This is a genomic window from Hymenobacter sp. BT559 (genome assembly GCF_016427535.1).
Lineage (GTDB): Bacteria > Bacteroidota > Bacteroidia > Cytophagales > Hymenobacteraceae > Hymenobacter.
The window spans coordinates 723,515-748,635 of the sequence record NZ_JAELXV010000003.1; the positions used below are offsets into that span (position 1 = coordinate 723,515).

27 protein-coding genes and 4 tRNA genes are annotated in these 25,121 nt (G+C 53.9%); 22 read left to right on the plus strand and 9 right to left on the minus strand.

What is annotated here, in order from left to right; translation table 11 throughout:
* Nucleotides 1–11: 11 nt before the first annotated feature.
* A complete protein-coding gene (locus JAO77_RS13715) occupies nucleotides 12–947 on the minus strand; it encodes a polysaccharide biosynthesis/export family protein (protein WP_235998411.1) in 936 nt (311 codons plus the stop codon).
* Between the two features lie 246 nt (nucleotides 948–1,193).
* Here JAO77_RS13715 and JAO77_RS13720 point away from each other — a divergent pair, with 246 nt between their 5' ends.
* The 4 genes from JAO77_RS13720 to hpf all read left to right on the plus strand — a co-directional run bounded on the left by JAO77_RS13720 (nucleotide 1,194) and on the right by hpf (nucleotide 4,029).
* The gene (locus JAO77_RS13720; RefSeq protein ID WP_198990931.1) at nucleotides 1,194–2,342 is read left to right on the plus strand and encodes an acyl-CoA dehydrogenase family protein; all 1,149 of its coding nucleotides are present in this window, start codon (nucleotides 1,194–1,196) and stop codon (nucleotides 2,340–2,342) included.
* Nucleotides 2,343–2,486: 144 nt separating this feature from the next.
* Nucleotides 2,487–2,681 (plus strand): 30S ribosomal protein S21, encoded by a 195-nt coding sequence (rpsU, locus tag JAO77_RS13725; RefSeq protein ID WP_144846743.1) that lies wholly within the window; start codon nucleotides 2,487–2,489, stop codon nucleotides 2,679–2,681.
* 125 nt (nucleotides 2,682–2,806) lie between these two features.
* Nucleotides 2,807–3,694: a tyrosine-type recombinase/integrase gene (locus tag JAO77_RS13730; protein ID WP_370550207.1), complete on the plus strand. Its 888-nt coding sequence runs from the start codon at nucleotides 2,807–2,809 to the stop codon at nucleotides 3,692–3,694.
* 32 nt (nucleotides 3,695–3,726) lie between these two features.
* Nucleotides 3,727–4,029, plus strand: a complete 303-nt coding sequence (hpf, locus tag JAO77_RS13735) for a ribosome hibernation-promoting factor, HPF/YfiA family (protein ID WP_144846749.1) — start codon at nucleotides 3,727–3,729, stop codon at nucleotides 4,027–4,029.
* A 99-nt stretch (nucleotides 4,030–4,128) separates the two neighbouring features.
* Here the strand turns inward: hpf and metK are convergent, their stop codons facing one another.
* From metK to JAO77_RS13750, 3 genes are all read right to left on the minus strand, one after another.
* Nucleotides 4,129–5,391 (minus strand): methionine adenosyltransferase, encoded by a 1,263-nt coding sequence (metK, locus tag JAO77_RS13740; RefSeq protein WP_198990932.1) that lies wholly within the window; start codon nucleotides 5,389–5,391, stop codon nucleotides 4,129–4,131.
* A gap of 142 nt (nucleotides 5,392–5,533) precedes the next feature.
* Nucleotides 5,534–6,739 carry a class I SAM-dependent methyltransferase gene (locus JAO77_RS13745; RefSeq protein WP_198990933.1) on the minus strand — a complete coding sequence of 402 codons (1,206 nt, stop codon included), beginning with the start codon at nucleotides 6,737–6,739 and terminating at the stop codon, nucleotides 5,534–5,536.
* Between the two features lie 48 nt (nucleotides 6,740–6,787).
* Nucleotides 6,788–7,393 carry a hypothetical protein gene (locus tag JAO77_RS13750; protein WP_198990934.1) on the minus strand — a complete coding sequence of 202 codons (606 nt, stop codon included), beginning with the start codon at nucleotides 7,391–7,393 and terminating at the stop codon, nucleotides 6,788–6,790.
* A gap of 234 nt (nucleotides 7,394–7,627) precedes the next feature.
* Between JAO77_RS13750 and ahcY the strand changes: the two genes are divergently transcribed.
* Nucleotides 7,628–8,947 (plus strand): adenosylhomocysteinase, encoded by a 1,320-nt coding sequence (ahcY, locus tag JAO77_RS13755; protein ID WP_198990935.1) that lies wholly within the window; start codon nucleotides 7,628–7,630, stop codon nucleotides 8,945–8,947.
* 165 nt (nucleotides 8,948–9,112) lie between these two features.
* Here ahcY and JAO77_RS13760 read toward each other — a convergent pair whose 3' ends face one another.
* Entirely contained in the window at nucleotides 9,113–10,168 is a 1,056-nt protein-coding gene (locus JAO77_RS13760) for an LLM class flavin-dependent oxidoreductase (RefSeq protein WP_198990936.1), read from the minus strand.
* A 275-nt stretch (nucleotides 10,169–10,443) separates the two neighbouring features.
* Between JAO77_RS13760 and JAO77_RS13765 the strand changes: the two genes are divergently transcribed.
* A complete protein-coding gene (locus tag JAO77_RS13765; RefSeq protein ID WP_198990937.1) occupies nucleotides 10,444–10,746 on the plus strand; it encodes a globin family protein in 303 nt (100 codons plus the stop codon).
* A gap of 178 nt (nucleotides 10,747–10,924) precedes the next feature.
* Here the strand turns inward: JAO77_RS13765 and JAO77_RS13770 are convergent, their stop codons facing one another.
* Nucleotides 10,925–11,794 carry an SDR family NAD(P)-dependent oxidoreductase gene (locus JAO77_RS13770; RefSeq protein ID WP_198990938.1) on the minus strand — a complete coding sequence of 290 codons (870 nt, stop codon included), beginning with the start codon at nucleotides 11,792–11,794 and terminating at the stop codon, nucleotides 10,925–10,927.
* Between the two features lie 123 nt (nucleotides 11,795–11,917).
* On the opposite strand from JAO77_RS13770, the gene JAO77_RS13775 reads away from it, so the two are divergent.
* From JAO77_RS13775 to nadD, 6 genes are all read left to right on the plus strand, one after another.
* Entirely contained in the window at nucleotides 11,918–12,685 is a 768-nt protein-coding gene (locus tag JAO77_RS13775; protein ID WP_198990939.1) for a glycosyltransferase family 2 protein, read from the plus strand.
* Nucleotides 12,682–13,722 carry a glycosyltransferase family 9 protein gene (locus JAO77_RS13780; RefSeq protein ID WP_198990940.1) on the plus strand — a complete coding sequence of 347 codons (1,041 nt, stop codon included), beginning with the start codon at nucleotides 12,682–12,684 and terminating at the stop codon, nucleotides 13,720–13,722. The genes JAO77_RS13775 and JAO77_RS13780 overlap by 4 nt, the downstream gene beginning before the upstream one ends.
* A 315-nt stretch (nucleotides 13,723–14,037) precedes the next feature.
* Nucleotides 14,038–14,688, plus strand: a complete 651-nt coding sequence (locus JAO77_RS13785) for a sigma-70 family RNA polymerase sigma factor (protein WP_198990941.1) — start codon at nucleotides 14,038–14,040, stop codon at nucleotides 14,686–14,688.
* Nucleotides 14,689–14,733: 45 nt separating this feature from the next.
* On the plus strand, nucleotides 14,734–15,030 hold the full coding sequence (locus JAO77_RS13790) for a hypothetical protein (protein WP_198990942.1): 297 nt from the start codon (nucleotides 14,734–14,736) through the stop codon (nucleotides 15,028–15,030).
* A 12-nt stretch (nucleotides 15,031–15,042) separates the two neighbouring features.
* Nucleotides 15,043–15,633, plus strand: a complete 591-nt coding sequence (gene gmk / locus JAO77_RS13795; RefSeq protein WP_198990943.1) for a guanylate kinase — start codon at nucleotides 15,043–15,045, stop codon at nucleotides 15,631–15,633.
* On the plus strand, nucleotides 15,630–16,223 hold the full coding sequence (nadD, locus tag JAO77_RS13800) for a nicotinate (nicotinamide) nucleotide adenylyltransferase (RefSeq protein WP_198990944.1): 594 nt from the start codon (nucleotides 15,630–15,632) through the stop codon (nucleotides 16,221–16,223). Before gmk ends, nadD begins: the two co-directional genes overlap by 4 nt.
* A gap of 53 nt (nucleotides 16,224–16,276) precedes the next feature.
* Here nadD and frr read toward each other — a convergent pair whose 3' ends face one another.
* From frr to JAO77_RS13815, 3 genes are all read right to left on the minus strand, one after another.
* A complete protein-coding gene (frr, locus tag JAO77_RS13805) occupies nucleotides 16,277–16,840 on the minus strand; it encodes a ribosome recycling factor (protein WP_198990945.1) in 564 nt (187 codons plus the stop codon).
* Between the two features lie 91 nt (nucleotides 16,841–16,931).
* Entirely contained in the window at nucleotides 16,932–17,657 is a 726-nt protein-coding gene (gene pyrH, locus JAO77_RS13810; protein ID WP_198990946.1) for a UMP kinase, read from the minus strand.
* Nucleotides 17,658–17,756: 99 nt separating this feature from the next.
* On the minus strand, nucleotides 17,757–18,260 hold the full coding sequence (locus JAO77_RS13815) for an acyl-CoA carboxylase biotin carboxyl carrier protein subunit (RefSeq protein ID WP_198990947.1): 504 nt from the start codon (nucleotides 18,258–18,260) through the stop codon (nucleotides 17,757–17,759).
* A 97-nt stretch (nucleotides 18,261–18,357) separates the two neighbouring features.
* Between JAO77_RS13815 and JAO77_RS13820 the strand changes: the two genes are divergently transcribed.
* From JAO77_RS13820 to rplA, 10 genes are all read left to right on the plus strand, one after another.
* Nucleotides 18,358–20,940 carry a M1 family metallopeptidase gene (locus JAO77_RS13820; RefSeq protein WP_198990948.1) on the plus strand — a complete coding sequence of 861 codons (2,583 nt, stop codon included), beginning with the start codon at nucleotides 18,358–18,360 and terminating at the stop codon, nucleotides 20,938–20,940.
* A gap of 150 nt (nucleotides 20,941–21,090) precedes the next feature.
* Nucleotides 21,091–21,170: transfer RNA gene (locus JAO77_RS13825), tRNA-Tyr, on the plus strand.
* A 24-nt stretch (nucleotides 21,171–21,194) separates the two neighbouring features.
* Nucleotides 21,195–21,267, plus strand: a tRNA-Gly gene (locus JAO77_RS13830).
* A gap of 97 nt (nucleotides 21,268–21,364) precedes the next feature.
* A tRNA-Thr gene (locus JAO77_RS13835) sits at nucleotides 21,365–21,436 on the plus strand.
* 173 nt (nucleotides 21,437–21,609) lie between these two features.
* Complete coding sequence (tuf, locus tag JAO77_RS13840) at nucleotides 21,610–22,797, plus strand: elongation factor Tu (protein WP_144846808.1); 1,188 nt, start codon at nucleotides 21,610–21,612, stop codon at nucleotides 22,795–22,797.
* A 126-nt stretch (nucleotides 22,798–22,923) separates the two neighbouring features.
* Nucleotides 22,924–22,997: transfer RNA gene (locus JAO77_RS13845), tRNA-Trp, on the plus strand.
* Nucleotides 22,998–23,052: 55 nt separating this feature from the next.
* On the plus strand, nucleotides 23,053–23,250 hold the full coding sequence (gene secE, locus JAO77_RS13850; protein WP_144846811.1) for a preprotein translocase subunit SecE: 198 nt from the start codon (nucleotides 23,053–23,055) through the stop codon (nucleotides 23,248–23,250).
* 12 nt (nucleotides 23,251–23,262) lie between these two features.
* On the plus strand, nucleotides 23,263–23,820 hold the full coding sequence (gene nusG / locus JAO77_RS13855) for a transcription termination/antitermination protein NusG (RefSeq protein ID WP_198990949.1): 558 nt from the start codon (nucleotides 23,263–23,265) through the stop codon (nucleotides 23,818–23,820).
* A 132-nt stretch (nucleotides 23,821–23,952) separates the two neighbouring features.
* Entirely contained in the window at nucleotides 23,953–24,396 is a 444-nt protein-coding gene (gene rplK, locus JAO77_RS13860; protein ID WP_169532975.1) for a 50S ribosomal protein L11, read from the plus strand.
* A 20-nt stretch (nucleotides 24,397–24,416) separates the two neighbouring features.
* The gene (gene rplA / locus JAO77_RS13865; protein WP_198990950.1) at nucleotides 24,417–25,115 is read left to right on the plus strand and encodes a 50S ribosomal protein L1; all 699 of its coding nucleotides are present in this window, start codon (nucleotides 24,417–24,419) and stop codon (nucleotides 25,113–25,115) included.
* Nucleotides 25,116–25,121: the final 6 nt, after the last annotated feature.

A 25,121-nucleotide genomic window follows, 5' to 3' on the forward strand; every position in this document is an offset into this window, starting at 1 on the left:
TAAGTAAGTTATCAATTTTGACGCGAAATAGTAATAATTGTAAATATTATACTTACTGTACTAAGCAAGGTAGCCGTTGCAGTGAATACAGGGACTGCATCAGCTAAGCCATCTAATAGAGGGCGGCGTACAGGTTCAATGTATATAATATCATTAGGCTCCATTTGAAGATTAGCTCGCCGCATACCAGCGATAGTGCTTAAATCTATTTGTTCAATCTTGGGATTCTTCAGGTCGCCTCGAATAATTCGAATATTTGATGTTTTGCCACCGTATCTATACACCCCACCGCTACCGCCGCCACCATTACCATCAATTCCACCTGCTAACGCCAAAACTTCTAAAAGATTCATGTTGTCATTAGCCAAAGGAACCACAACTCCCCCAGGTGAGCCTAAAATAATAACTCGGTTATTGGTAACGCGAGTTTGGACGAACGTGTCGCGGTAGTAAGGTGTAAATAGCACTTGTAGAGTGCTGTCAGCTTGGTGCAGTGTAAGGCCACTCAAACGTGTAAGCCCAATAATTGGTACCGCTACCATCCCATTGGCTTGCACGAGTAGTTCTAGGCCAGCGCCGCTACCATTAGCACCAGTACGTGATATTGAGCGACCCTGAGAAGCGGCGGTGCGCGGTGCTAGACTGGGCACTTGTCCAGGTGCCGAACCTAATTGTAATTCCCCATTAGGGTCAATGATGCGCTCGCCCTTATTGGTGTACACGCGAATATCCAGAAAGTCATTAGGCTGAATGCGGTAGTTGCGGTCAGTGCGATTGACCGCAACCCGTAGCTTTGCCGTGTCTATGCGGTTGCCCTTCTCATCTGTAAGGCGGAACAGTACTCGCTGACTGTAGTAACGGTTAGATGCGCAGGAGGCAACTAAAAAAAGTATTGGCAAGCTCAAGAGCAAGCGGCGAATAGCAGCGTAGGCGGAGGAAGAAGCCAAAGGGTGTAAGCCGGGTAGAAAGTGAAGCCCAGAAACTCTGCACGGAGGGTGAGCGCTGGCTAAAAGGTCTCAAAAGTAACTTATCCTTTGTAGGGTTTCCAATTTTGGGCCCTTTAACTGAGGACCTAGGGCCTTGGTTCGGGCAATAAGCTAGTAATTTTGGCAAACTGGCGTTGTTGGAAACCACTATGGGTTTTACAGCGTCCTATTCTCACTCTTTCCCCACCCACCCACACTCTCAATATTATGGAAGCTACCGTAGCGACCGAAAATCAGGCGATGATTGCGCAGATGGTGCGCGATTTTGGCCAGCAGCACATTAAGCCCCACTTCATGCGCTGGGACGAAACCCAGGAATTTCCTCGTGATACCTTTCGCCAGCTTGGCGAGCTAGGGCTGATGGGAGTACTCGTGCCGCAGGAATATGGGGGCACTGGTTTTGGCTATCAAGAATACGTGACGGCTATTGCTGAGCTGGCAAAAATTGACGGAAGCATTGGCCTGAGTATGGCGGCGCACAATTCGCTGTGCACCGGGCATATTCTACAACACGCCTCAGAAGAACAAAAGCACAAATATTTGCCGCGCCTAGCATCGGGCGAGTGGCTGGGAGCCTGGGGCCTCACGGAGCCCAATACCGGGTCCGATGCTGGTAACATGCGCACTACCGCCGTACTCGACGCTAGTGGCGAGTACTACATCCTGAACGGCGCTAAGAACTTCATCACCCACGGCCAGAGCGGCGACGTGGCCGTGGTAATCGCTCGCACCGGCGAGGTAGGCGATTCGCACGGCATGACTGCCTTTATCATCGAGCGTGGTACCCCTGGCTTTGCCGGTGGGCGCAAGGAAGACAAGCTCGGCATGCGGGCATCTGAAACTACCGAACTTATTTTTACCGACTGCCGGGTGCCCGTCGCCAACGTTATCGGCAAGGTAGGGGAGGGGTTTGTGCAGTCGCTGAAGGTGCTCGATGGCGGACGCATCAGCATTGCGGCGCTCAGCTTGGGTATTGCGCAGGGGGCTTACGAAGCAGCCTTACAGTATTCAAAAGAGCGACAGCAGTTCAACCAGCCCATCAGTAACTTTCAAGGAATCGCTTTTAAGCTGGCTGATATGGCTACCGAGATAGAAGCCGCTAGCCTGCTTACTTACCAAGCGGCCGAACTCAAAGACAGGGGCGAAAACGTGAACCGCGAGTCGGCGATGGCCAAGCTGTACGCGTCTGAAGTAGCTGTACGGGTGGCCAACGAGGGAGTACAGATATTCGGTGGCTATGGCTATACTAAAGATTACCCGGCCGAGAAGTACTACCGCGATGCCAAACTTTGCACTATTGGCGAAGGCACCAGCGAAATTCAAAAATTGGTTATTGCTCGGGCGCTGCTCAAATAGCCACCTAGGCGGCACCATAGACCCCTGCGGGGGCGGGTATGTAAACCGCTAAAATTCAAAAGACTTACTATAAACTGGCTAATCTGAAAATCTGTGATTATCTTTGCGGCCCGTTTGCCCTGAAAAGACTCCTCATCCCTCGATATGATTATCGTTCAAATCAAAGACAACGAAACCGTTGACCGTGCGCTGAAGCGCTTTAAGAAGAAATTCGAACGCACTGGTGTGCTGAAAGAACTGCGTCGCCGTACGTTCTTCCAAAAGCCTAGCATTACCAAGCGTAAGCTGAAGCAGAAAGCTGTTTATAAGCTGGCTACCTACGGCACCGAAAACGAATAGCCAATAGGTGTTCGTTTTGGTGGCTTTGAAAAGCCCCTACTCTTGCTACCTGGCAAGAGTAGGGGCTTTTCGCGTTGCGTTGTACCTTGCCACTACCACCAGGTAGGATTTGGCTAAGTAGGAGCATGATGGACGATTTTCTAGATTTTCTGCGCTATGAGAAGCGCTTCAGTCCGCACACCGTTATAGCCTACCAAACTGATTTAATGCAGTTTGCCGACTATGTGCGGAAAGAATACGAGCTAGAGGAGCCGGCCCATGCCACGCACCCCCTTATTCGCGACTGGGTAGTGAATTTGATGGGGCAAGACCTCGACCCACGCACAGTGAATAGGAAAGTAGCGTGCCTGCGCTCTTACTATAAGTTTTTGCTACGCATCCATCGCATCGAGGCCAACCCCATGCTGCGTATCAAAGCGCCCAAAATGGCGAAGAAGCTGCCCGAGTTTGTACCCGAAGAATCGCTTAATCGTTTGCTCAATTCATTTGAGTTTGAGGCCACGTTTGCAGGCGCTCGCGACCAACTCGTGCTGGAGATGCTGTACGGAACAGGCATTCGTCTTTCCGAGCTCCTAGGTATCGCTGCGGCCGATGTAGATGCCGAAGCCCGCACGGTACGCGTGACGGGTAAGGGCAATAAGCAACGGCTGGTGCCTCTAAACCCGTCGCTGCTGCTCGTCTTGGCCAGGTATGATACCGCCCGCATGGCTGAATTTGGCTCTGGCCCCGCCAGCAGCCCGCTGCTACGCACCGACAAGGGCGAGCCACTTTATGAGAAGCTGGTGTACCGCACCGTCAAAAAATACTTGAGCCAAGTATCGACCTCGACCGCGCACCAGCATCCGCACGCGCTGCGGCACGCCTTTGCTACTCACCTACTTGGCAAAGGGGCCGACCTCAATGCCATCAAAGAACTACTGGGGCATGCTAGCTTGGCGGCCACGCAAGTGTACACGCACTTGTCCGTCGACCGCTTAAAATCCGTATTTGAACAGGCTCACCCCCGAGCATAGGTTTTCTGTTTCCCACTCTATTCCTTTTGCCCATGAAAGTGCAAGTGCAATCGGTGCATTTCGATGCCGACCAAAAACTGCTCGACTTTATTCAGCAACGCCTCAATAAACTCGACCATTTCTACGACCGTATTACCGACGGGGAAGTGATTCTTCGCCTTAACAACAAAGACGGTGTAGCTAATAAAACTGTAGAAATTAAGCTGATGGTGCCGGGCAGCACCCTTTTCAGCCAAGAAGATGCCGCCTCCTTCGAAGCCGCCGCCGACGCTGCAGTAGAAGCTCTGAAGCGCCAGATTTCAAAGTATAAGGAAAAGCACTTGAACCTCCACTAAGCGCAGCAAGCTACCTAGGTGGCACTAGCTAATACCCAAGCAAAAGCCCCAGCAACTACGCTAGTTGCCGGGGCTTTTGTTCTTGGTTATGATGACCTCTTAGAGTGCAAACGCTGCCTTGATTTTGTCTACGTAGTCCAGCTTTTCCCACGTAAACGTTTCAAATGTCTTCTCCTCGCCGTCCTTCATCTTAACCGTTACGGTGCCGGGTTGGCGGCCCATGTGGCCGTAAGCCGCCGTCTGGCCAAATATAGGGTTGCGCAGGCCGAAGCGCTCGACAATGGCATAGGGCCGCAAGTCGAAGAGTTCATTTACTTTTTCCGCAATCTCACCATCGGTGAGCGTCTGGCCGGCTGCGTTTTTGGCTTTGGTCGTGTTATAGGTCGTTACGTAGAGGCCTACGGGCTTAGCCACGCCGATGGCGTAGGCCACCTGCACTAGCACTTGGTCGGCTACGCCAGCAGCCACCAGGTTTTTAGCAATATGGCGCGCAGCATAGGCAGCCGAGCGGTCTACCTTGCTTGAGTCTTTGCCCGAGAAAGCGCCTCCGCCGTGGGCACCCTTGCCGCCGTAAGTATCTACAATAATCTTGCGGCCAGTAAGGCCTGAGTCGCCGTGCGGGCCACCAATAACGAACTTACCCGTCGGGTTGATGTGGTGCGTAATGCTGTCCGTGAACAGCGCCTGAATGTCGGCGCCTAGGCTAGCTTTCACCCGTGGAATGAGGATAGACTTGATATCTTCTGAAATCTTCACCAACATGGCCGCCTCCGAATCGTCGAAGTCGTCGTGCTGCGTGCTCACCACGATGGTGTCAATGGCCTCAGGGCGGTGGTCGTCAGAGTAGCGAATTGTTACCTGGCTTTTTGCATCGGGGCGCAGATACGTCATCTCCTTGCCTTCCTTGCGAATATCGGCCAGCACCTGCAGCAGGCGGTGCGATATGTCTAGGGCCAACGGCATGTAGTTGTCGGTTTCGCTAGTAGCGTAGCCGAACATCATGCCTTGGTCGCCAGCGCCCTGCTCCTCGGGGGCCTGGCGCACTACGCCCTGGTTGATGTCGGGCGACTGCTCGTGTAGGGCCGATAGAATGCCGCAGCTTTCTGCCTCAAACTTATACTCGGCCTTGGTATAGCCAATACGGCGGATGACGTCGCGGGCTACCGTCTGTACGTCAACGTAGGCCGACGACTTTACTTCGCCAGCTACTACTACCAAGCCGGTAGTTACCAGCGTTTCGCACGCTACTTTGGCCGCTGGGTCCTGACGCAGAAAGTCATCGAGGATGGCATCAGAAATCTGGTCGGCAACTTTATCGGGGTGGCCTTCCGAAACCGATTCGGAAGTGAACAGATAGGGCATAGGAGAGGATTATTCAAACACAAAGACCGCCCGCCCAGCCAGACGTAGGCGCGGGCGGGCGGGCGACAAAGCTACTCAAGAATTGCAACCAAATACTGAGGCACCTAGAAAATGCCTCGGCGCTTGTGCCTGATTGGCTGCTTTATGGGGTTGATAAAACCACTTTCTCGCACACTAGCACCACCAGCCGACCCCGCAAATCGGTAGTGGCAAAAAGGTACAGGTCGCCCCCCTCGCGGATACCTGTGCGGCGCCGAAAATCAGCTACCGACTCCGGGAAATTGCGTGTAGTGACGTGGGCGCGGGCTTCGGGCCCTAGGTGGCTCTTCAACGTGTTGCCATCGGCTTTCTCAGTAGCTAGTACCCGAAAAATGCGGCCCGGAAAATCGGCGCGCAGCTCGCCGCCAGTATACAGGTGGCTGTGCTGGTGCAGCTTGATGAGCTCGAAGGCCGAGCCGATACTCTTGAAAGCCCCTGCTTTCAGAATAGCGGCATTAGGTTCATACAGATACTCTTGGGCCTCGGCGTAGCGGGGCACGGCACGCGCCTCGCGGGCACGGTTGAGGCGAAATTCCTGCTGGCTGCCATCGCGGCGTAGGTTGACGGCAAGGCGCTCGGGGTCTACGGCCGGCTCCTCGCCCAGCTCATATAATACCTCCTTCACTTCGTTATCTAGGGCTAGCACCCACAGGCGGCGCACGTGCTTTAGCTCCTGGATGGCTAGCTCAATGTCTAGCATCGGTGAGGTCTTAAGCAGAATGCGTGGCGCGTGCCGAAGCAACAATGGCATCAGCTTAGGTACGTCGGGCTCGCAGTCTGCTAGGCGAAACGTTTTGCCTCCGCGCTGGTCGCGTCGGGCTGGGTCTAGGTAGAGCCAGTCGAATGTGGCACCGCTGCTTTTGAGAAAGGAAACTGCATCGGCCGCATGCACGGTCGCATTCGCAATCTGAAGCTGCGCAAAATTGTAGGCTACTACCTGTGCCAAGCGCGGGTCGCGCTCCACGTAGTCAACCTGGTCGACTACAGTAGCAAAATGTGCAGAATCGGCTCCGAAGCCACCCGTAAGGTCGGCTAAGCGGGCGGCGCCCGCTACAATAGCTGCCTTAAAAGCCGCCGTGCGCTCAGAAGATGCCTGCTCGACCGAGAGCGCAGGCGGAAAAATAAGGTCTTGGTTATCGGCCCAGGCCGGCAACTTCACGCGTGCCTTCTGGCGAGCCTGAATCTGGCGCACCAACTCGGGCACTGGCAGGTGGGGGTGGCGACGCGCCTGTAAAGCCAGGTGAGCGGGGTCGTCGTGCAGGTGGGCGGCCACGTAGCGCCGGGCCGCCTCAGGTAAAGGAAACTCCATTATGCGCTAGTTAACGCAAAAAACGCTGAACTGGTGCACTACCCGGCTCTACAATTGCCAACGAAGCGCCAATATGGGCGCCCCTTGCCTAGTAGTAGCTACTCCTAGGCCTGCTGGCCGGAGGCGCGGCCATACAGAGCCTTGGCGGCCAGTAGGCAAGTCGCTATTGTAATTGTCTACCGCCTGTTTCAAGTATTCGTTGGTGTGGCGATTGATGAAGAGGGTGGCTACCAAGCTTACCACGGCTGCGCCTGCTGCTACCTGCTGCGTGGTTGAAAGATATTGAGCTTCATCTTTTCTGAATACCTGAGAGCCATAAACAAGGATGGAGCTTACCAGCACGCCCTTATCAATGAGGTAGAGCGTTTTCTGGCGGCGGTAATTATCTAGCTCGGCTACGGCTGTTGGGCTGCTACTAATATAAGGGCGCAGTTTTTGGCCGAAGAAGCCAGCACTTAGGTAGTTGTCTTCGCCCGTTTTACCAGGCGGCAAAAAGAAAAAATTGCGTTGCGGGCCATACTGCCCACGCTCTTGGTCTTCGGGCGAGAGGCGAATAGTAGTCGGCTTGCTCTGCGCTAAGCTAATTGAAACGCTACCCGCAACTGATAAGCTCAATAGGAGGAAAAAGCGATAAACCCGAGAAAATTCAAACATAACTTGTTAAATAGTAATAAAATTCTAAGAGATACCCTAAGTTAAGCATACCTACTTATTCTTGCATCTCGGCTCGGCCAAGAGCCTTTTAGTTTGTGAAATTCGGCCTAGGTCTTCATGTAAGCGCATGTTGGTAAAAGGCCACTTTGACACTCGGTAGCCTGCTGGCGTTAAACCTTATTCGCACCAGTATCTTTGTACTCTTTCTCCTCATATAACCAACTAAAGAGCGTCATGGTAGAAACCAAGCCCACGACTTACGTGCCTTTCAAAGTGAAAGACATGAGCCTGGCCGAGTGGGGCCGCAAAGAAATTCGCCTAGCCGAAGCCGAAATGCCCGGCCTGATGTCGCTGCGCACTGAGTTCGGCCCAAGCAAGCCGCTGAAAGGCGCTCGCATTGCTGGCTGCTTGCATATGACGATTCAAACGGCGGTGCTTATCGAAACCCTCATTGAGCTGGGTGCCGATGTAACGTGGTCGTCGTGCAACATCTTCTCGACCCAGGACCACGCCGCAGCTGCTATTGCCGCTGCTGGCATCCCGGTTTATGCCTGGAAAGGCATGAATGAAGAAGAATTCAACTGGTGCATCGAGCAAACGCTGTTCTTTGGTGAAGAGCGCCAGCCCCTGAACATGATTCTCGACGACGGTGGCGACCTTACCAATATGGTGCTCGACCAGTTCCCAGAGCTGGCCGGTGGCATCAAAGGAGTATCGGAAGAAACCACGACCGGCGTGCTGCGTCTCATCGAGCGTGTGAAAGTGGGTACGCTGCCCTTCCCGGCTTTCAACATCAACGACTCGGTAACCAAGTCGAAGTTTGATAACAAGTACGGCTGCAAGGAGTCGGCTGTAGACGCTATTCGCCGCGCTACCGACGTGATGATGGCTGGCAAAGTGGCTGTAGTAGCTGGCTACGGCGACGTAGGAAAAGGTACCGCTGCCTCGCTGCGTGGTGCTGGTGCCCGCGTTATCGTGACCGAAATAGACCCCATCTGCGCCCTGCAAGCAGCTATGGACAGCTACGAGGTAAAGAAGATGGAGAACGCCATTCCGCGCGCCGACATCGTCATCACCACTACCGGTAACTGCGACATTATCCGCGAGGAGCATTTCCGGGCCCTCAAGGACAAAGCCATCGTCTGCAACATCGGCCACTTCGACGATGAAATCGACATGGCGTGGCTCAACAAAAACTATGGCCACACCAAAGACACGGTGAAGCCGCAGGTTGACCTCTACAACATCGATGGCAAAGAGATTATCATCTTGGCTGAAGGCCGTTTGGTGAACCTAGGCTGCGCAACCGGCCACCCATCGTTCGTGATGTCGAACTCGTTTACCAACCAGACGCTAGCGCAGCTGGAGCTGTGGGCACACGCCGATAAGTACGAAAACCAAGTATACACGCTGCCCAAGCACCTCGATGAGAAGGTAGCCCGCCTGCACCTCGCCAAAATCGGCGTGGAGCTAGACGAGTTGACGCCCAAGCAGGCTGACTATATCAAAGTGCCAGTGGAAGGTCCGTTTAAGTCGGATTTGTACCGCTACTAATCAAACCTAAACCGCGGAGTCGTCGGATTATCCAGATTTATTGGACTTTGTGGACAATACCAAAAAGAGAGGCCGCTCATTGAGCGGCCTCTCTTTTTGATTATATAATAGTTAATAGGTATCTATAGAGTTTGATAAAGTCGGATAATCTGACGATTCCGTGGTTCAGACAGTAGCCTTTAAACCTGAGTTAGCTAGCGCGGTCCGCACGGCTGGTGCCACTTCACTGCCAAACAGTTCTACTGAACGCATAACGCTAGCATGAGAAATGCCTTCGATAACTAGCTGAGCCAGGAAGCGGGTATTGTTGAATAATTCTTTTTGGTAGAGTAGCTTATCAATAATTTGCGGCACACTGCCCACTAAGAGTGGCCCCTCGGGCCCGCACAGGTAGTCGAACTGCTGGCGCGACATTGGGCGCCAGCCGCGCTCGCGTCCGATGCGGTTCATAAGCTGCGAGTAGGGCGGAAAGAATTCGTCGGCAGCTTGTTTAGCCGTTTCTGCCACGTGAAAATGGCAATTGATGGCAATTTGCTGTGCAACTTCAGCGTGCCCGGCTTCGCGGTAGGCTTGGCGATAAAGGTCGGTGAAGGCTACGTATTGCGCTGGCGCGCCTCCTAGGATGGCGATTGTGAGGGGCAGGCCCAGTTGCCCGGCCCGCGCCACCGAGGCGGGTGTACCGCCCACTCCAATCCACACAGGTAGTTGCGGCTGCACCGGGCGGGGGTATACGCCCTTGCCTGCAATGGCGGCCCGGTGCTGCCCCTGCCAGCTTATAATTTCTTTTTTATTGATTTCGAGCAGCAGCTGTAGCTTCTCGATAAACAGCGCATCGTAGTCTTTCAAGTCGTGCCCGAAGAGGGGAAACGACTCAATAAATGAACCACGCCCAGCTAGAATCTCGGCCCGCCCACCCGAAATCAAGTCCACAGTGGCGAAATTTTGGAAAGTGCGCACTGGGTCCACGGAGCTGAGCACCGTAACCGCGCTCGACAGGCGAATGCGCTTGGTTTGGGCAGCTACTGCGGCCAAAATGACCTCGGGTGCCGAGATAATAAAGTCGGGGCGGTGGTGCTCGCCGAGGGCCAGCACATCCAGGCCTACTTCATCGGCTAGGCGACCCATCGCCAGCAGCTCTTGCATGCGTAGTGCGGCTGCTTGGTCGCCCCCGGCTACATGCGCGGGCGCTACTTCCCCAAAGGAGCTGATACCAAATTCCATAGAGTAAAGGCAAAAGGAGTAGAATTACGAAACAAGCCCAGCGCGTCGCAGAATGTTTAGCTGCCCACAGAACTGCTCCTAACCCGCTTTAAAAATGGCAAGCAGTGAATCCAGCTAGATAGCCTCATCTGTAGGTGAGACTACTTCAAAATAAACTAAACATTAAGCGTGAGAATCACTGATTTTGTAAAACCCGTAAGTTTTCGCTGGCGCTACCGCTGGCTACGTCGCTGCTAGGTACCCTAGGGCCTTGTAAAAAGAATGCCAAAGCGCTCGTGGCTACTACGTCACTTTACGAACGGCTGAGCGACCTGCCTACTGTTTCGACGGTGGTTGACCAGTTTATTACCAACGTGGTAACCGAAACGATGATGTCAAATTCGAAGCTCGAGCGCACGTTCGACCTGCTGATGCAGTCCGATAATTCGTACCACGTGGCTTCGTTGCGCAATCAGCTTATCGACCAAATTGAGCAGGCTACTGGTGGTCTGCTGGTCTACGAAGGCCTGTCGATGCCAGCCGCACACAGGGGCATGAATGTCAGAGAGGTAGAATTTAACGCGTTGGTGTCGAGCTAGGAAAAGCTATGACGAGTAAAGGCGTGCCCGCCAGCCAGTAACAGAAGGGATGAATACTCTGGCGTCTCTAAAATCGAGCATCGTGGCTCAATAGCTACACAGCTGGTCTGCATGAAGTAAAAAGCCCCGCTTCTGCCGACATAGGCAGAAACGGGGCTTTATGCGAAAGGGCTTTCGATTAATCAAGAAACCGCGTTTCTGTTAGCTGTTCACTAAGCTCCCAGAGCTTACGGTTATTGGCAGGGGTATTGAAGCTGCTTTTGACGGGCTCAGGTTTTTTCTTGCTAAAAAAGCCGCCGCTAACAGCGCCAACCTTGGCGTCGGTAGCCAAGAAAATACTGGTTTGAGCACCTTTCTCAGGCGAAATCATGAATGGCCGCGCCAGGCTGAGTGCTGCCCCCACAATACCGCCCGTCTGCTTGCCGTAGCCGGTGGCTACCGCGCCCGGGTGCAGGCAGTTGGTCGTGACGTTGGTGATGCCGTGGGCGCGTAGGCGCTCGGCCAGCTCCTGTGTGAACATGATGTTCCAGAGCTTAGTATTGCCATACTCCCACACGGCGCTGTAGTCGCGTTCCGATTGTAGGTCGTCGAGCGTGGGCTTGGAAAACCGATAGGCCATTGATGCCACATTGACGATGCGAGCGGCTGAGCTCTTCTGCAATAAGTCGAAGAGCAGGCTGGTGAGCAAGAACGGTCCTAGGTGGTTGGTCGCCAAGGTCATTTCATAGCCATCGGCCGACAGTTCCCGCTCGGCCCCAAACATCAGCCCCGCGTTATTTACCAGCACGTCGAGGCGCGGGTACTTGGCATGAAGCTCGGCGGCTACGTCGCGCACCTGCTGCAGCACCGAAAGGTCGGCTAGCACGGTATCAATGCGCTCATTGCCAGTAGCCGCAATGATGGCGCGGCGCGTGCGGTCGGCCTTCTCCGCATTGCGCGCCAAGATGATAACGTGCGCGCCCTGCCGGGCCAACTCGCGGGCCGTTACCTCACCAATACCGGAGGTGGCCCCAGTCACGAGCATGATTTTATCTTGTAAGTCAGGCATTAGAATAGCAGTAAGGAGAAGAGTTTTACCCAGGTACGCAAACCGACGAACCAACGGCCAACATACCATGCGTGCTAGCAGCGCGACGCGCTCTAGGGTCGGCCACCTAGCTTTGCAGTTGTTATGCCCGCGCTCTCTGTCGTCATCATCACGTTTAATGAGGAAGCCAACATCGCTCGCTGCCTAGCCGCACTGGGCGATGTGGCCGATGAGGTGCTGGTAGTCGATTCTTTCTCTACCGATAACACGGTTAAAATCTGCCAGCAGCACGGGGCACGCGTGGTGCAAAACGCCTTTGCAGGCTACGTCGAGCAAAAAAACTTTGCCACCGACCAAGCACGCTTTGATTATGTGCTCCAGCTCGACGCCGACGAAGTTCTTACCGAAGAGTTGCGCCAGAGCATCCGCGGGGCTAAACAGCACTGGCAGCACGCTGCCTATTCGCTGGCTCGCCTCACCAACTACTGCGGCAGCTGGGTGCGCCACGGCGGCTGGTATCCCGACCGCAAGCTGCGCCTCTACGACCGGCGCCTAGGTCGCTGGCAGGGCTTGCTGCTGCACGAGCGCTACGAGGTGCAGCCTGGCCAAACTACCGGCGAGCTACGCGGCGATGCCCTGCACTACTCGTACCACTCCATTGCCCAGCACGTCAACCAGCTCAACAAATTCACGAGCATCACGGCACAAGAGCTAGCGCTCCGCGGTAAAACCCGCGTCACGTGGTTTCACTTGGTGCTAAAGCCGTTTTGGAAGTTTATGCACGGCTACGTGTTTCGGCTAGGCTTTCTAGACGGCTTTGCGGGGCTCAGCATTGCCATTATTTCGGCCGCCGGCGTATTTCTAAAATTTGCTAAGCTGAAAACCCGCACCCAAGACGCACCCACCGCATGAGCCCGACCTTCCTCGTCTCGCGCCCCGATGCTATCGGCGATGTGGTGCTAACCCTGCCAGTTTGTGGTATGCTCAAGCAGCTGCATCCGGGCTGCCGGGTAGTGCTTATTGGGCGCAGCTACACGGCGGCCGTAGCCGCTGCCTGCCCCTGGGTCGATGATTTTATAGAACTGACGGCAAACGCCGTGGTGGCCGACCTAGCGGCTCAGCTACGCAGCTACGCAGCCACCGCCATCCTTCACGTTTTCCCAAATAAAGTAGTGGCCAGCGCGGCCAAGCAGGCTGGCATCCCGGTGCGCATAGGCACTCGCAACCGGCTATTTCATTGGCTTACCTGCAACCGGCTGGTAGCGCTTAGTCGGCGCCACTCGCCGCTGCACGAGGCCCAGCTCAATCTGCAGCTGTTGCAGCCACTCGGCTACGCAGAGGTGCCGCCGCTGTCCGCCGTGGCCGAGCTAGTGCGCTTGGTGCCCACTGTGCCATTATCGCCCCGTGCCCGCCAGCTGCTGGCGGCGCGGCAGCCAGGCCAGCTCAATGTGGTGTTGCACCCGCGTAGCCGCGGTAGTGCCCGCGAGTGGGGCTTAGCTCACTTTGGGCAGCTGGCGCGTCTACTTCACGCGGCGAGTCACCGTGTTTTCGTTACAGGCACGGCCGAGGAGGGCGCCGAGCTAGCCGCCGCTGGCTGGCTACAAGAGTACAAACCATACCTAGCGGCCGACCTCACTGGGCAGTTTGCACTACCTGAGTTCATTGCTTTTATTGCGGCGGCTGACGGGCTGGTAGCTGGCAGCACGGGCCCACTGCACCTAGCTGCCGCACTGGGCCGCCACGCGCTGGGGCTGTACCCACCTATCCGGCCCATGCATCCCGGGCGCTGGGGACCCTTGGGACCTAGGGCCGAGTACTTGGTCTTTGACCGGCCCAGCTGCCAGGACTGCCGCACGCAGCCAGCACAGTGCACTTGCATCAAAGCCATCGCGGCAGATGCAGTAGTGGCTCGCGTAGCAGGATGGCTGCCACTGTTGACACTTCAGTAGCAAGGCGTGCCCAATCTTCACCTAGGGTCAGAACTTAGCCTTTGGTGGGCAGCGACGCAACCCGTATAGCGTTGAAATCCGTACCTACGGCAGTTTGGGCTTCGTTCGGACCTTATCCTACTCGTTGATTTGCCGCTGCAGCTACCGATTGGCCACAAGCTAACAAGAGCTCATGCAACTTGATAGAGAAGAACAGGGCACGCCGAGCCCAAGCTATTTACCGATATGGCTCTGGCTGCTGGCGTTACTTTTGCCCGGTACCCGAACAGCCTTCCGCGCCAATCGGCTTCCATCATTCTGCCCAAAACACCTATCATGAGCGACTCTCCCGAACGGGTTAAGCTGAGCAAAGAGGAAAAAGACCGGCGCTTTCAGGCCGAGCTGATGCCGGTGCTCGACCCGCTCTACAACTTCGCCTACCGCCTCACCCTCGATGAGGACGATGCTAACGACCTCGTGCAGGAGACCTACCTCAAGGCCTACCGCTTCTTCGAGTACTTCGAGCCGGGCACCAACGCCAAGGCGTGGCTCTTTCGCATTCTGAAAAACTCGTTTATCAACGATTTTCGGAAAAAAAGTAAACAGCCCGCCAAGGTCGACTACAGCGAAGTTGAGGGCTATTACAACCCCGATGAAGTAGAAGGCGATGCTGAAACTGGAGCATCTTCTTCCGATTTGCGTCAGCAGTCAACCCGCGACCTTATTGGTGATGAGGTGGCCAGCGCACTGAATTCGCTACCCGTTGATTTTCGGACAGTTATCATTCTGTGCGACCTCGAAGGTTTTACTTACGAGGAAATGGCAAAAGTGCTGGATATTCCTATTGGTACAGTGCGCTCGCGCTTGCACCGAGCGCGTAATTTCCTAAAAGAGAAGCTTGAAAAATATGCATCCTCGATGGGCTACGGGAACGATGATGTTAATTCGGCCGTTGATGCCGCCGACAAGGACGAAGACGCTGAATAAGTCTGCGGCCGTATTTTTCACCTTCTAACCCCCTTTTTGACCCTCATGGAAGCTACCGCTACTACAACCAATCTGTTGGCCCCCCTTGCCGCCACCCTCGACAACGGCGCCGACTGCGAACGCGTGAACATTGTATTGGACCAGCTTTTGGAGGGCCGGGTGCTCGCCGAAGAAGATGAGGATTACCTCATCGACCACGCCGAAGATTGCTCGCCGTGCTTCGAGGATATCTCGAAACAGCGAGTATTCGTAAGCTTTCTAAAGCAGAAAGTGAACAGCAAAGCTGCTCCTTCGGCACTGCCGCACGCCATCATGGCGCGCTTGCACGCCGAAATGGTGTAGCTTTGCAGGCCTATGCAGGGCAAAATCATTGTATTCTCGGCTCCCTCGGGCGCTGGCAAAACGACTATCGTGCACCGACTCATGGAGTCGCTGCCACAACTGAGCTTCTCTATCTCTGCCTGCACCCGCGACCGCCGGGGGCGCGCAGAGGTAAACGGCAAGGACTACCATTTTATTTCGGTAGACGAGTTTCAGGAAAAAATCCGCCACGACGAGTTTGTCGAGTGGGAGGAGGTGTACGAAGGTGCGTTTTACGGCACGCTCAAGTCAGAAATCGAGCGTATCTGGTCCCTAGGTAAGCATGCCATTCTCGACGTTGATGTGAAAGGCGGGCTTAGCATTAAGGATTTCTATAAAGACCGGGCGCTGGCCATTTTTGTGCGGCCCCCTTCTATCGAAGCCTTAGCGCAGCGCCTCACGGCACGGGCTACCGACTCTACCTCTAGCATTTCTTCGCGGGTGTATAAAGCTACCTTCGAGTTGGCTTTCGAAGACAAGTTCGACGAAGTGGTGGTCAACGATAACCTAGAAGAAGCCGTGGCGCATGCCGAGCACTTGGTACGCAACTTCATCACGCCCGCCGCTGCTGACGAAGCTATATGAGCCAGTTAGGTGCATTGAAGCGAGTAGGCTTACTATTCGGCTCGTTTAATCCAGTGCACACCGGGCATCTTATCCTGGCCGAGTTTTTTGCCACTCGTACCGACCTGTCGGAGGTGTGGCTAGTAGTATCGCCGCAGAGCCCATTCAAGGTAGGGGAGGAGCTTCTAGCCGATACTGCTCGCTTGGCACTACTACAGCTTGCGGTAGCCGACAATCCGCGTCTGCGTGCTGAGGCTATAGAGCTTAGCTTACCACGCCCTAGCTATACCATTGCCACCCTCGATGCACTGCGTGCCCAGCATCCCACGTACGAGTTTGTGCTGCTGATGGGTGCCGACAACCTCGCGGGCTTGCCTCGCTGGCGTGCTGCCGACCGCTTGACGCGGGAGTTAGACTTATATGTGTATCCGCGGCCCGGGGCAGTTTTACCAGACCTAGGGACTTTGCCACGTGCACAGGTTATGGAGGCTCCTTTGCTCGATGTGTCAGCTACATTTATCCGAGCTAGTGTGCGGGCAGGCCAGAGTATCCGCTACCTAGTGCCTAGGGCGGTCGAAGAAGAAATCTTGACTCAACAGTATTATCACTAAAAAAGGGCGGCTCCGCACGGAGCCGCCCTTTTTTAGTGACCTAGGTGGCCAACTCAGATGGTCATAATCTCCGACTCCTTCTTAGTCAGAAGTTTCTCAACTTCTACAATGTGAGCGTCGGTATATTTCTGAACTTTAGCTTCGGCGTCTTTTACAGCGTCTTCGGCAGCGCCGTCTTTCTGCAACTTGCGCAAGGCTTCATTCACGTCTTTGCGAATGCCGCGCACCCGCACCTTGCCGGCTTCGGCTTCGTTTTTGGCCTGCTTTACTAGGTCGCGGCGGCGCTCCTCGGTCATGGGCGGGATATTGAGCCGTACCCCGTCGGCATCCGACATCGGGTTTAGCCCTAGGTCGCTGTTTTTAATGGCTTTCACAATCTCAGCCACCATGTTCTTTTCCCAGGGTTTGATGTGCAGCGAGCGGGCATCGGGCGCCGACACGTTGGCTACCTGCGACACCGGCGTAGGAGTGCCATAGTAATCTACTTTCAGGCTGTCAAGCATTGCCGGCGAGGCTTTGCCGGCCCGGATGCGGGCCATTTCTACCCCCACATGGGCTACTGCTTTGCCCATCGACTCTTCGGCATCGCTCAGGTAAAATTGAATTTCTTCGTCCATTTGCTGGAAAGTTGAATTTTATAAATCGGCTTATGAATGCTCATCAAGTGGCAGGAAAACGTAAAATTCGCTCCTGCCTAGGTATCCAAACCTAGCGGTCCTTGTTACCGCTTCTGTTCACGAGTGTGCCCAGTGGCTCGCCACCCAAGAGGCGTTCGAGGTTGCCTTCGGTGTTCATATCGAACACAATGATGGGCAGGTTATTCTCCTTGCAAAGCGTGAAGGCCGTCATGTCCATTACATTCAGGTTCTTCTCGATTACTTCGTCAAACGAGATTTCGTTAAATTTAACGGCATTAGGGTCCTTTTCGGGGTCGGCAGTATAAATGCCATCTACGCGGGTTCCTTTCAGCACTACATCGGCTTCAATCTCGATAGCGCGCAGTGAAGCTGCTGAGTCGGTAGTGAAATAGGGCGAGCCAATACCGGCGCCAAAAATTACTACCCGGCCTTTCTCTAGGTGCCGCACAGCACGCCGACGGATGTAAGGCTCGCACACCTGCTGGATGGTAAGGCCCGATAGCAAGCGGGTGCTTACATCTATCTTTTCGAGCGCACTTTGCAGCGCCATCGAGTTGATAACAGTGGCCAGCATGCCCATGTAGTCGCCCTGCACGCGGTCGAGGCCGAAAGCAGCGGCCTGCACCCCACGGAAGATATTGCCTCCGCCAATCACGACTGCTACCTGCACTCCTTTCGCGGCGACGGCTTTAATCTCGGTGGCGTATTGCATGAGGCGCTCTGCGTCGATGCCGTACTGCTGCTGGCCCATCAGGGCCTCGCCGCTGAGCTTAAGTAAAATTCGTTGGTAAGTCAAAGCGAAAGAAGTTGTTATGTCTTTTTGTTAATAATTCTGACGAGTAGGTATAAGCTTTAGCTATCAGGGATGGTCGCTAGTACCTTAGTGCGCTGGCACCTAGGCAAACTGCACTAGCACTTGGCCTTTTGTGACATTGGCGCGCAAGTCCACTCGGATGCTGCTTACTGTGCCCTCAGCCGGAGCTTTTAGAATGTTCTCCATCTTCATGGCTTCTAGTACCAGCAGCGGGTCGCCTTTTTGCACCGTTTGGCCAGGCTGTACCCGTATATCCACGATGAGGCCGGGCATCGGAGCTTTCAGCTCATTCACCTTGGTAGCAGCAGCGTTGCTTAATCCCATGCGTTCCAGCAACTGGTCGAAGCGGTCCTTGGCCTGCAACTCCACCCGCTGCCCATTAAGGCGCAGCACAAAAGTCTTGGCTTCGTAGTCGGCAGCCAGCAGCTCCGCATTATACGATTTGCCTTGATGCACTACGTGATAGCGGCCGTTTCCTAGGGCTGCGATATCCCAGGCAAAGGGCTGGCCGTTGAGTGTAATAGAGTCGGTGGCGCGAAAGTCCACCTCCCAGCCGTGGGCCGGGCCAATGCTTATCTGGAGCATACAGGAACCGGCCAAGTGAGCCGAAGCGGGGTTAAAGGTAAGTTAAATCGCTGTTTCATGCAGAACTTGCTACTGCGTTTCCGCTCTAGGTACTTATATGAAACATACGTTTAGTGTTAATCTTCTGTGGCTTTGCTTACTAAGTTTCGTGGCAGCTGGCCAGTCAGCTGGTGGCAAAAGCAAAGCATCCGATAAGGCTGATAGAAAGAATACAACCGCTAACTCAGAAGCGGCCCTGGCGCCGGCAAGCATCACAGTGCCGTCGTGGTTGCCGCCCGAAACTCCACTGCACCTAGCTACACCGCTGCTCAGCGACGTAGTTCATACAAAACTTGATGTGCGTTTCGATTGGGCCAAGCAGTACCTCCTAGGTACAGCCGTGCTAACGCTGCGCTCGCACTTCTACCCCCAAAGCAATGTGCTGCTCGACGCCCGTGGGTTCGATATCAAGACAGTACAGCTGGTAGGGGAGAAGGGCGATAAAAACCTCACGTACAAATACGACAAGGCACAGCTGAGTATTACACTTGACCGGCCCTATACCCGCGACCAGACTTACCAGGTGCGCATCGTGTACGTCGCCAAGCCCAATGAGCTGCCCCAGGGTGGCGGCAGTGCAGCTATCACTTCCGATAAGGGCTTGTACTTTATCAACCCCCTAGGGCAAGACCCGAAGAAGCCCCGTCAAATATGGACGCAGGGCGAGACACAAGCCAATTCTTGCTGGTTTCCGACCATCGACCATCCCAATCAGCGGATGACGCAGGAAATCTCGATGACGGTCGATAACCAATACAAAACCTTATCGAATGGTCTGCTCGTTGCCTCGCGCAAAAACGCCGATGGCACCCGCACCGATACGTGGCGCCAGAGCTTAGCCGCGGCCCCCTACCTCACTATGATGGCCGTAGGTGATTTTGCGGTAGTATCCGACACATGGCGGGGCAAGGCAGTAGACTACTATGTGGAGCCACGCTATAAAAACACCGCCAAGGCAATATTTGGCCATACTCCCGAGATGCTGGAGTATTACTCCAAGCGCCTAGGTATTGATTTTCCGTGGGAGAAATATGCTCAGATAGCCGTGCGCGACTATGTAAGCGGCGCTATGGAGAATACTACCGCTACTGTGCATGGCAGCACCATCCAAGCTACCAGTCGCGAGCTGCTCGATGCCCAATACGAAGGCGCTGAGTCTACCATTACGCATGAGCTGTTTCACCATTGGTTTGGTGACCTAGTAACCTGCGAATCGTGGAGCAACCTTCCACTGAACGAGAGCTTCGCCAACTATGCTCAGTATCTATGGGCCGAGCACAAGTATGGCGCAGACCAAGCAGGCTTGGTGCAGCAGCACGACCTAGCAGCCTACTTAGAGGAGGCAAATGACAAGCGCGAGCCCCTCATTCGCTATCACTATGCCAGCCAAGAAGATATGTTCGACCGCCACTCATATGAGAAGGGCGGACGGGTGCTGCATATGCTTCGTAAATATGTGGGTGACGACGCTTTCTTCACTGCCCTTAATCAGTATCTAACAAAGAATAAGTTTACGGCTGTTGAAATCAGTAAGCTGCGCACGGCCTTCGAGGAAACGACTGGCGAAGACCTTACTTGGTTCTTCGACCAGTGGTTTATGCAACGCGGACACCCCGAGCTAAAAATTACGCACTCATATACCAACGGCCAGGTGCTGCTGCGTGTGCAGCAAGTGCAGGACACGTTGTTTCAACCAATTTATCGGTTGCCAGTTACAGTCACCATCTGGCAAAAGGAAAAAGCCATCGACCATCGCATTACAGTCACCAAGACTGACCAGACCTTTTCATTCTTGGCAGCTGACCGTCCTAGCTTGGTAAAGTTTGATAGCGAGTCTCAACTGCTTGCTCAGTTCGACGAGGACCGCACCACAGAAGAACTAGTATTTCAGTTTTACCACGCGCGTAATTACTTGCAGCGCTATGAGCCCCTAGAGCTCTTGCACAATAAGGCCGCTGAGATAAGTGTGAGCGGCATGTATCGCAATGCCCTACAAGATAATTTTTACGCCATTCGACGCACAGCGCTCGACCACTTGCGTGCCTATCGTGGCTCCTCGCCGACAGCAGTGCGTGGCGAAATACAGCATTTTGCTACTTCCGACCCCAATAGCTCGGTGCGTGCTCAAGCCATTACTACATTAGCTTCTTTCGCCGGCGAAAACTATGGTAGCGTCTTCCAAGCCGGCCTGCGTGATAGCTCTTATCTAGTAGAGGCTGCCGCCGTTGCTGCAATTGCCAAATCACCTACTCCAGCGTCTTACCAACAAATTGCAGCCCTAGAGAATACTAATAGTTCGTCACTTGTGGTTGCCATTGCCGACTTCTATGCTAAAGGGGGCACTATCGAGCAATATGGCTGGTTTCTACGCCGCCTGCCCGATGTTAGCGATATTGACCTTTACACGTATCTACAGTCTTTCGGTACCTTCATGGTGAGGATGCCCGTGATTGAACGTGAGAAAGGAGTAAAGATGCTGGAAGCCTTAGCACGTACTCACCCCCAATACTACGTGCGCCTCGGAGCTTACAAAGGGCTGTTAACCCTAGTGCCGAGCACGCCCGCGCTGAAAGAAATTTTACACGATATTCGGGATAAAGAGAAGGACGAGCGCCTCAAGGCATATTACGGTTTGATTTAACTATCAAAATTTTAGTGGTGTAGTACGCTCCACAAATATCGGAAATGATAGAAAGGCGAAATATTTTTTATTTCGCAATCCTTGCATCTTTCAAAAAAAGCAGTACTTTTGCGTCTCAATTCCGGCAAGCGGCTGGAAAAGACCAAAAATGGGGGTATCGCATAGCGGCAATTGCGGGTGACTGTAACTCACCTCCTTCGGGTTCATAGGTTCGAGTCCTGTTACCCCCACATTTTTTAACATGAGTACCATCTGCGGGAGTAGCTCAGTTGGTAGAGCGGCAGCCTTCCAAGCTGCAGGTCGCGGGTTCGAACCTCGTCTCCCGCTCTTCTTTTGATAGCTGTTGGCTTTTAGCTGCTAGCTATTAGCTCTTCTCGCAGAAAGCTGACGGTTAATAGCTAGCAGCCTAATGCTCAAAGAATAAGCCGTTTTAGCTCAGTGGTAGAGCACTTCCTTGGTAAGGAAGAGGTCATGGGTTCAAATCCCATAAATGGCTCAGCAAATACGGTGTTGCTTATCTTTGTGATAAGATAGCGCCGGGTCAGCAATCAAAAGCGATACGCAGCACTCAAGCCTGAATTGGCCCAAGCTGGGTTTCGCTTTTCTTGTGATAGGCCTATCCTAGTTGCTTTTTAGTTTTAATTCCCTCTTTTTTCTCAACTCTTTACAATGGCTAAAGAAAATTTCGACCGGTCGAAGCCGCACGTAAACATCGGCACCATCGGCCACGTTGACCACGGCAAGACTACCCTGACCGCGGCTATCACCACGGTTCTGGCTAACCAAGGTCTGGCCGAAAAGCGCGACTTCTCCTCGATTGACAACGCGCCCGAGGAAAAAGAGCGTGGTATCACCATCAACACCGCTCACGTAGAGTACGCTACCGCTAACCGTCACTACGCTCACGTTGACTGCCCCGGTCACGCTGACTATGTGAAGAACATGGTAACGGGTGCTGCCCAAATGGACGGCGCTATCCTCGTAGTAGCTGCTACCGACGGCCCGATGCCTCAGACTCGTGAGCACATCCTGCTCGCTCGTCAGGTAGGTGTTCCTCAGCTAGTTGTGTTCATGAACAAAGTGGACATGGTGGATGACCCCGAGCTGCTCGAGCTCGTGGAAATGGAAATCCGTGAACTACTGTCGTTCTACAACTTCGACGGTGACAACATCCCCGTTATCCAGGGTTCGGCTCTCGGCGGCCTGAACGGCGACGCTAACTGGGTTCCCAAAATCAACGAGCTGATGGACGCGGTTGACTCGTTCATTCCAATTCCTGCTCGTCTGACCGACCTGCCCTTCCTGATGCCGGTAGAGGACGTGTTCTCGATTACTGGCCGTGGCACTGTAGCCACCGGTCGTATCGAGCGCGGTATCATCAACTCGGGTGAGCAAGTTGACATCCTCGGCATGGGTGCCGAAGGCCTGAAGTCGACGGTAACGGGTGTGGAAATGTTCCGCAAAATCCTGGACCGTGGCGAGGCTGGTGATAACGTAGGTCTGCTGCTCCGTGGTATTGAAAAAGAAGCCATCCGTCGCGGCATGGTTATCTGCAAGCCTGGCTCGGTTAAGCCCCACCAGAAGTTCAAGGCTGAGGTGTACGTACTCTCGAAAGAGGAAGGCGGCCGCCACACTCCTTTCTTCAACAACTACCGTCCGCAGTTCTACCTACGTACCACCGACGTTACCGGTATCATTACCCTCCCAGAGGGCGTTGAAATGGTAATGCCCGGCGACAACATCACCATCACGGTTGAGCTCATCAACAAGGTGGCAATGGAAAAAGGCCTCCGCTTCGCTATCCGTGAGGGTGGCCGTACGGTAGGTGCCGGTCAGGTAACCGAAATCCTCGACTAGTTTTAGCCTAATCGCTAAAAATTAAGATAATCCGCCTCCGATTTTTCGGGGGCGGATTTGTTTTGTCTAAATTGTTTTGTACCTTTGCACTCCCATTGACAAACAACGTCAATTAGGAACGCATACACGAGTGTAGTTCAAGGGTAGAATAGAGGTCTCCAAAACCTTTGATGGGAGTTCGAATCTCTCCACTCGTGCCACCTAGGGCCGCCGCTTGGCGGCTCTTTTTTACGCCGGTACCGGCTTGATTGCGACATGGCTAAGCTGAACAACTATTTCCGCGATACCATCGAGGAAATGCGTTACAATGTAACGTGGCCCTCGACCACCGAGCTGCAAAAGAGCGCCGGTCTGGTACTGATTGGTTCTCTAGTATTTGCTGCCGTAGTAGGGTTGATGGATGTGAGCTTCAACTCCGCCCTCAATGCTTTCTATCAGTCTTTTGCTCGCTAGGTTTTACGAAGAATGGCAGAGCTAAAATGGTACGTGGTGCGCTCGGTGAGCGGCCAAGAGAAAAAGGCTAAGACCTATATGGAGACCGAAATCGGTCGCCACAACTTGCAGGATTTGTTGCCGCAAGTACTGATTCCCGTTGAGAAGGTATTCGAGATGCGCAATGGGAAGAAGCGCGTACGCGAGCGCAACCTGTATCCGGGCTATATTATCATTCACTCGGATGTGACCCATGGCGAGGTATTGAATATTATTACTTCCACGCCGGGCGTAATCGGTTTTCTAGGTGATAAAGAAGGTAAGAATACCAACGCTAAACCGGTTCCTCTTTCGCTGAACGAAGTGAATCGCTTGCTAGGTGTGGTAGACGAAGCGGAAGAGAAGACAGCCGAACTCGAAACTCCCTTCACAGTGGGCGAGCTTGTAAAAGTTATCGATGGTCCTTTCAACGGCTTTAGTGGCAACGTTAATGAGGTATTCGAAGAGCGTAAGAAGCTCAACGTTATCGTGAAAATTTTCGGTCGTGCTCAGCCAGTAGAATTGAGTTATACGCAAGTAGAGAAAGAATAAGGCTTAGCTAATAAGCAGTAATTATATACGTCGCCTGATATCCACTCCGGTTAGGCGGGGCTTCCACTAGGAGTATTTTTTACTGAGGTGCTGACGAGTTACGACGGACAGTGCCACAGCTTTACAAACCAAATGGCCAAAGAAATTAGAGGTTACCTGAAACTTCAGGTAAAGGGAGGTGCCGCAAATCCCGCGCCGCCGATTGGACCTGCGCTTGGTAGTAAGGGCTTGAACATCATGGAGTTTTGCAAGCAGTTCAATGCGCGCACCCAAGATAAAGCCGGCCAAGTTTGCCCCGTCCTGATTACGATGTACACTGACAAGTCGTTTGACTTCGTCATCAAAACCCCCCCGGTGCCGGTGCTCCTTATGGACGCTGCTAAGTTGCAGGGCGGCTCGAAAGAGCCTAACCGTAACAAAGTAGGCTCGGTAACTTGGGACCAGGTTCGTACTATCGCCGAAACCAAAATGCCCGACCTGAACGCTTTCAAAGTGGAGTCGGCCATGAAGCAAGTAGCCGGTACGGCTCGCAGCATGGGTATCACCGTGAAGGGCGACTCGCCTTTTGCTGAATAACTAACCGGAGGACATACACAATGGCAGCAATCAGCAAAAAGCGCAAGGAAGCCCTTGCCAAACACGACCTGACGCAGGTACGCAGCCTGCTCGAAGCCGCACAGGTAGTGAAGGACATCACCTTCACCAAGTTCGACGCTTCGGTTGACATCGACGTGCGCCTCGGCGTAGACCCACGCAAAGCCGACCAAATGGTGCGCGGCGTAGCCACCCTGCCTCACGGCACTGGCAAAACCGTTCGCGTATTGGCTCTGGTAACTCCCGACAAGGAAGCCGAAGCTACTGCCGCTGGCGCTGACTTCGTGGGTCTGGACGACTATATCTCGAAAATCGAGAAGGGTTGGACCGATATCGACGTTATCATCACCATGCCTTCGGTAATGGCAAAAGTTGGCCGTCTAGGTCGCGTACTGGGTCCTCGTGGCCTGATGCCGAACCCGAAGTCGGGCACCGTAACCACCGACGTAGCCAAGGCTGTGCAAGAAGTGAAAGCTGGTAAAATCGACTTCAAAGTTGACAAAACTGGTATCATTCACTGCTCAGTAGGTAAAGTATCGTTCGAGCCCAGCAAGCTGGCTGAGAACGCGTTGGAAGTAATTCAGACGCTGGGTCGCCTGAAGCCTTCTTCGTCGAAAGGTACCTACATCAAGAGCATTACCTTGAGCAGCACCATGTCGCCCGGCGTACCGGTTGACAGCACGGTTTCTTCCGCTAACTAATTAAAC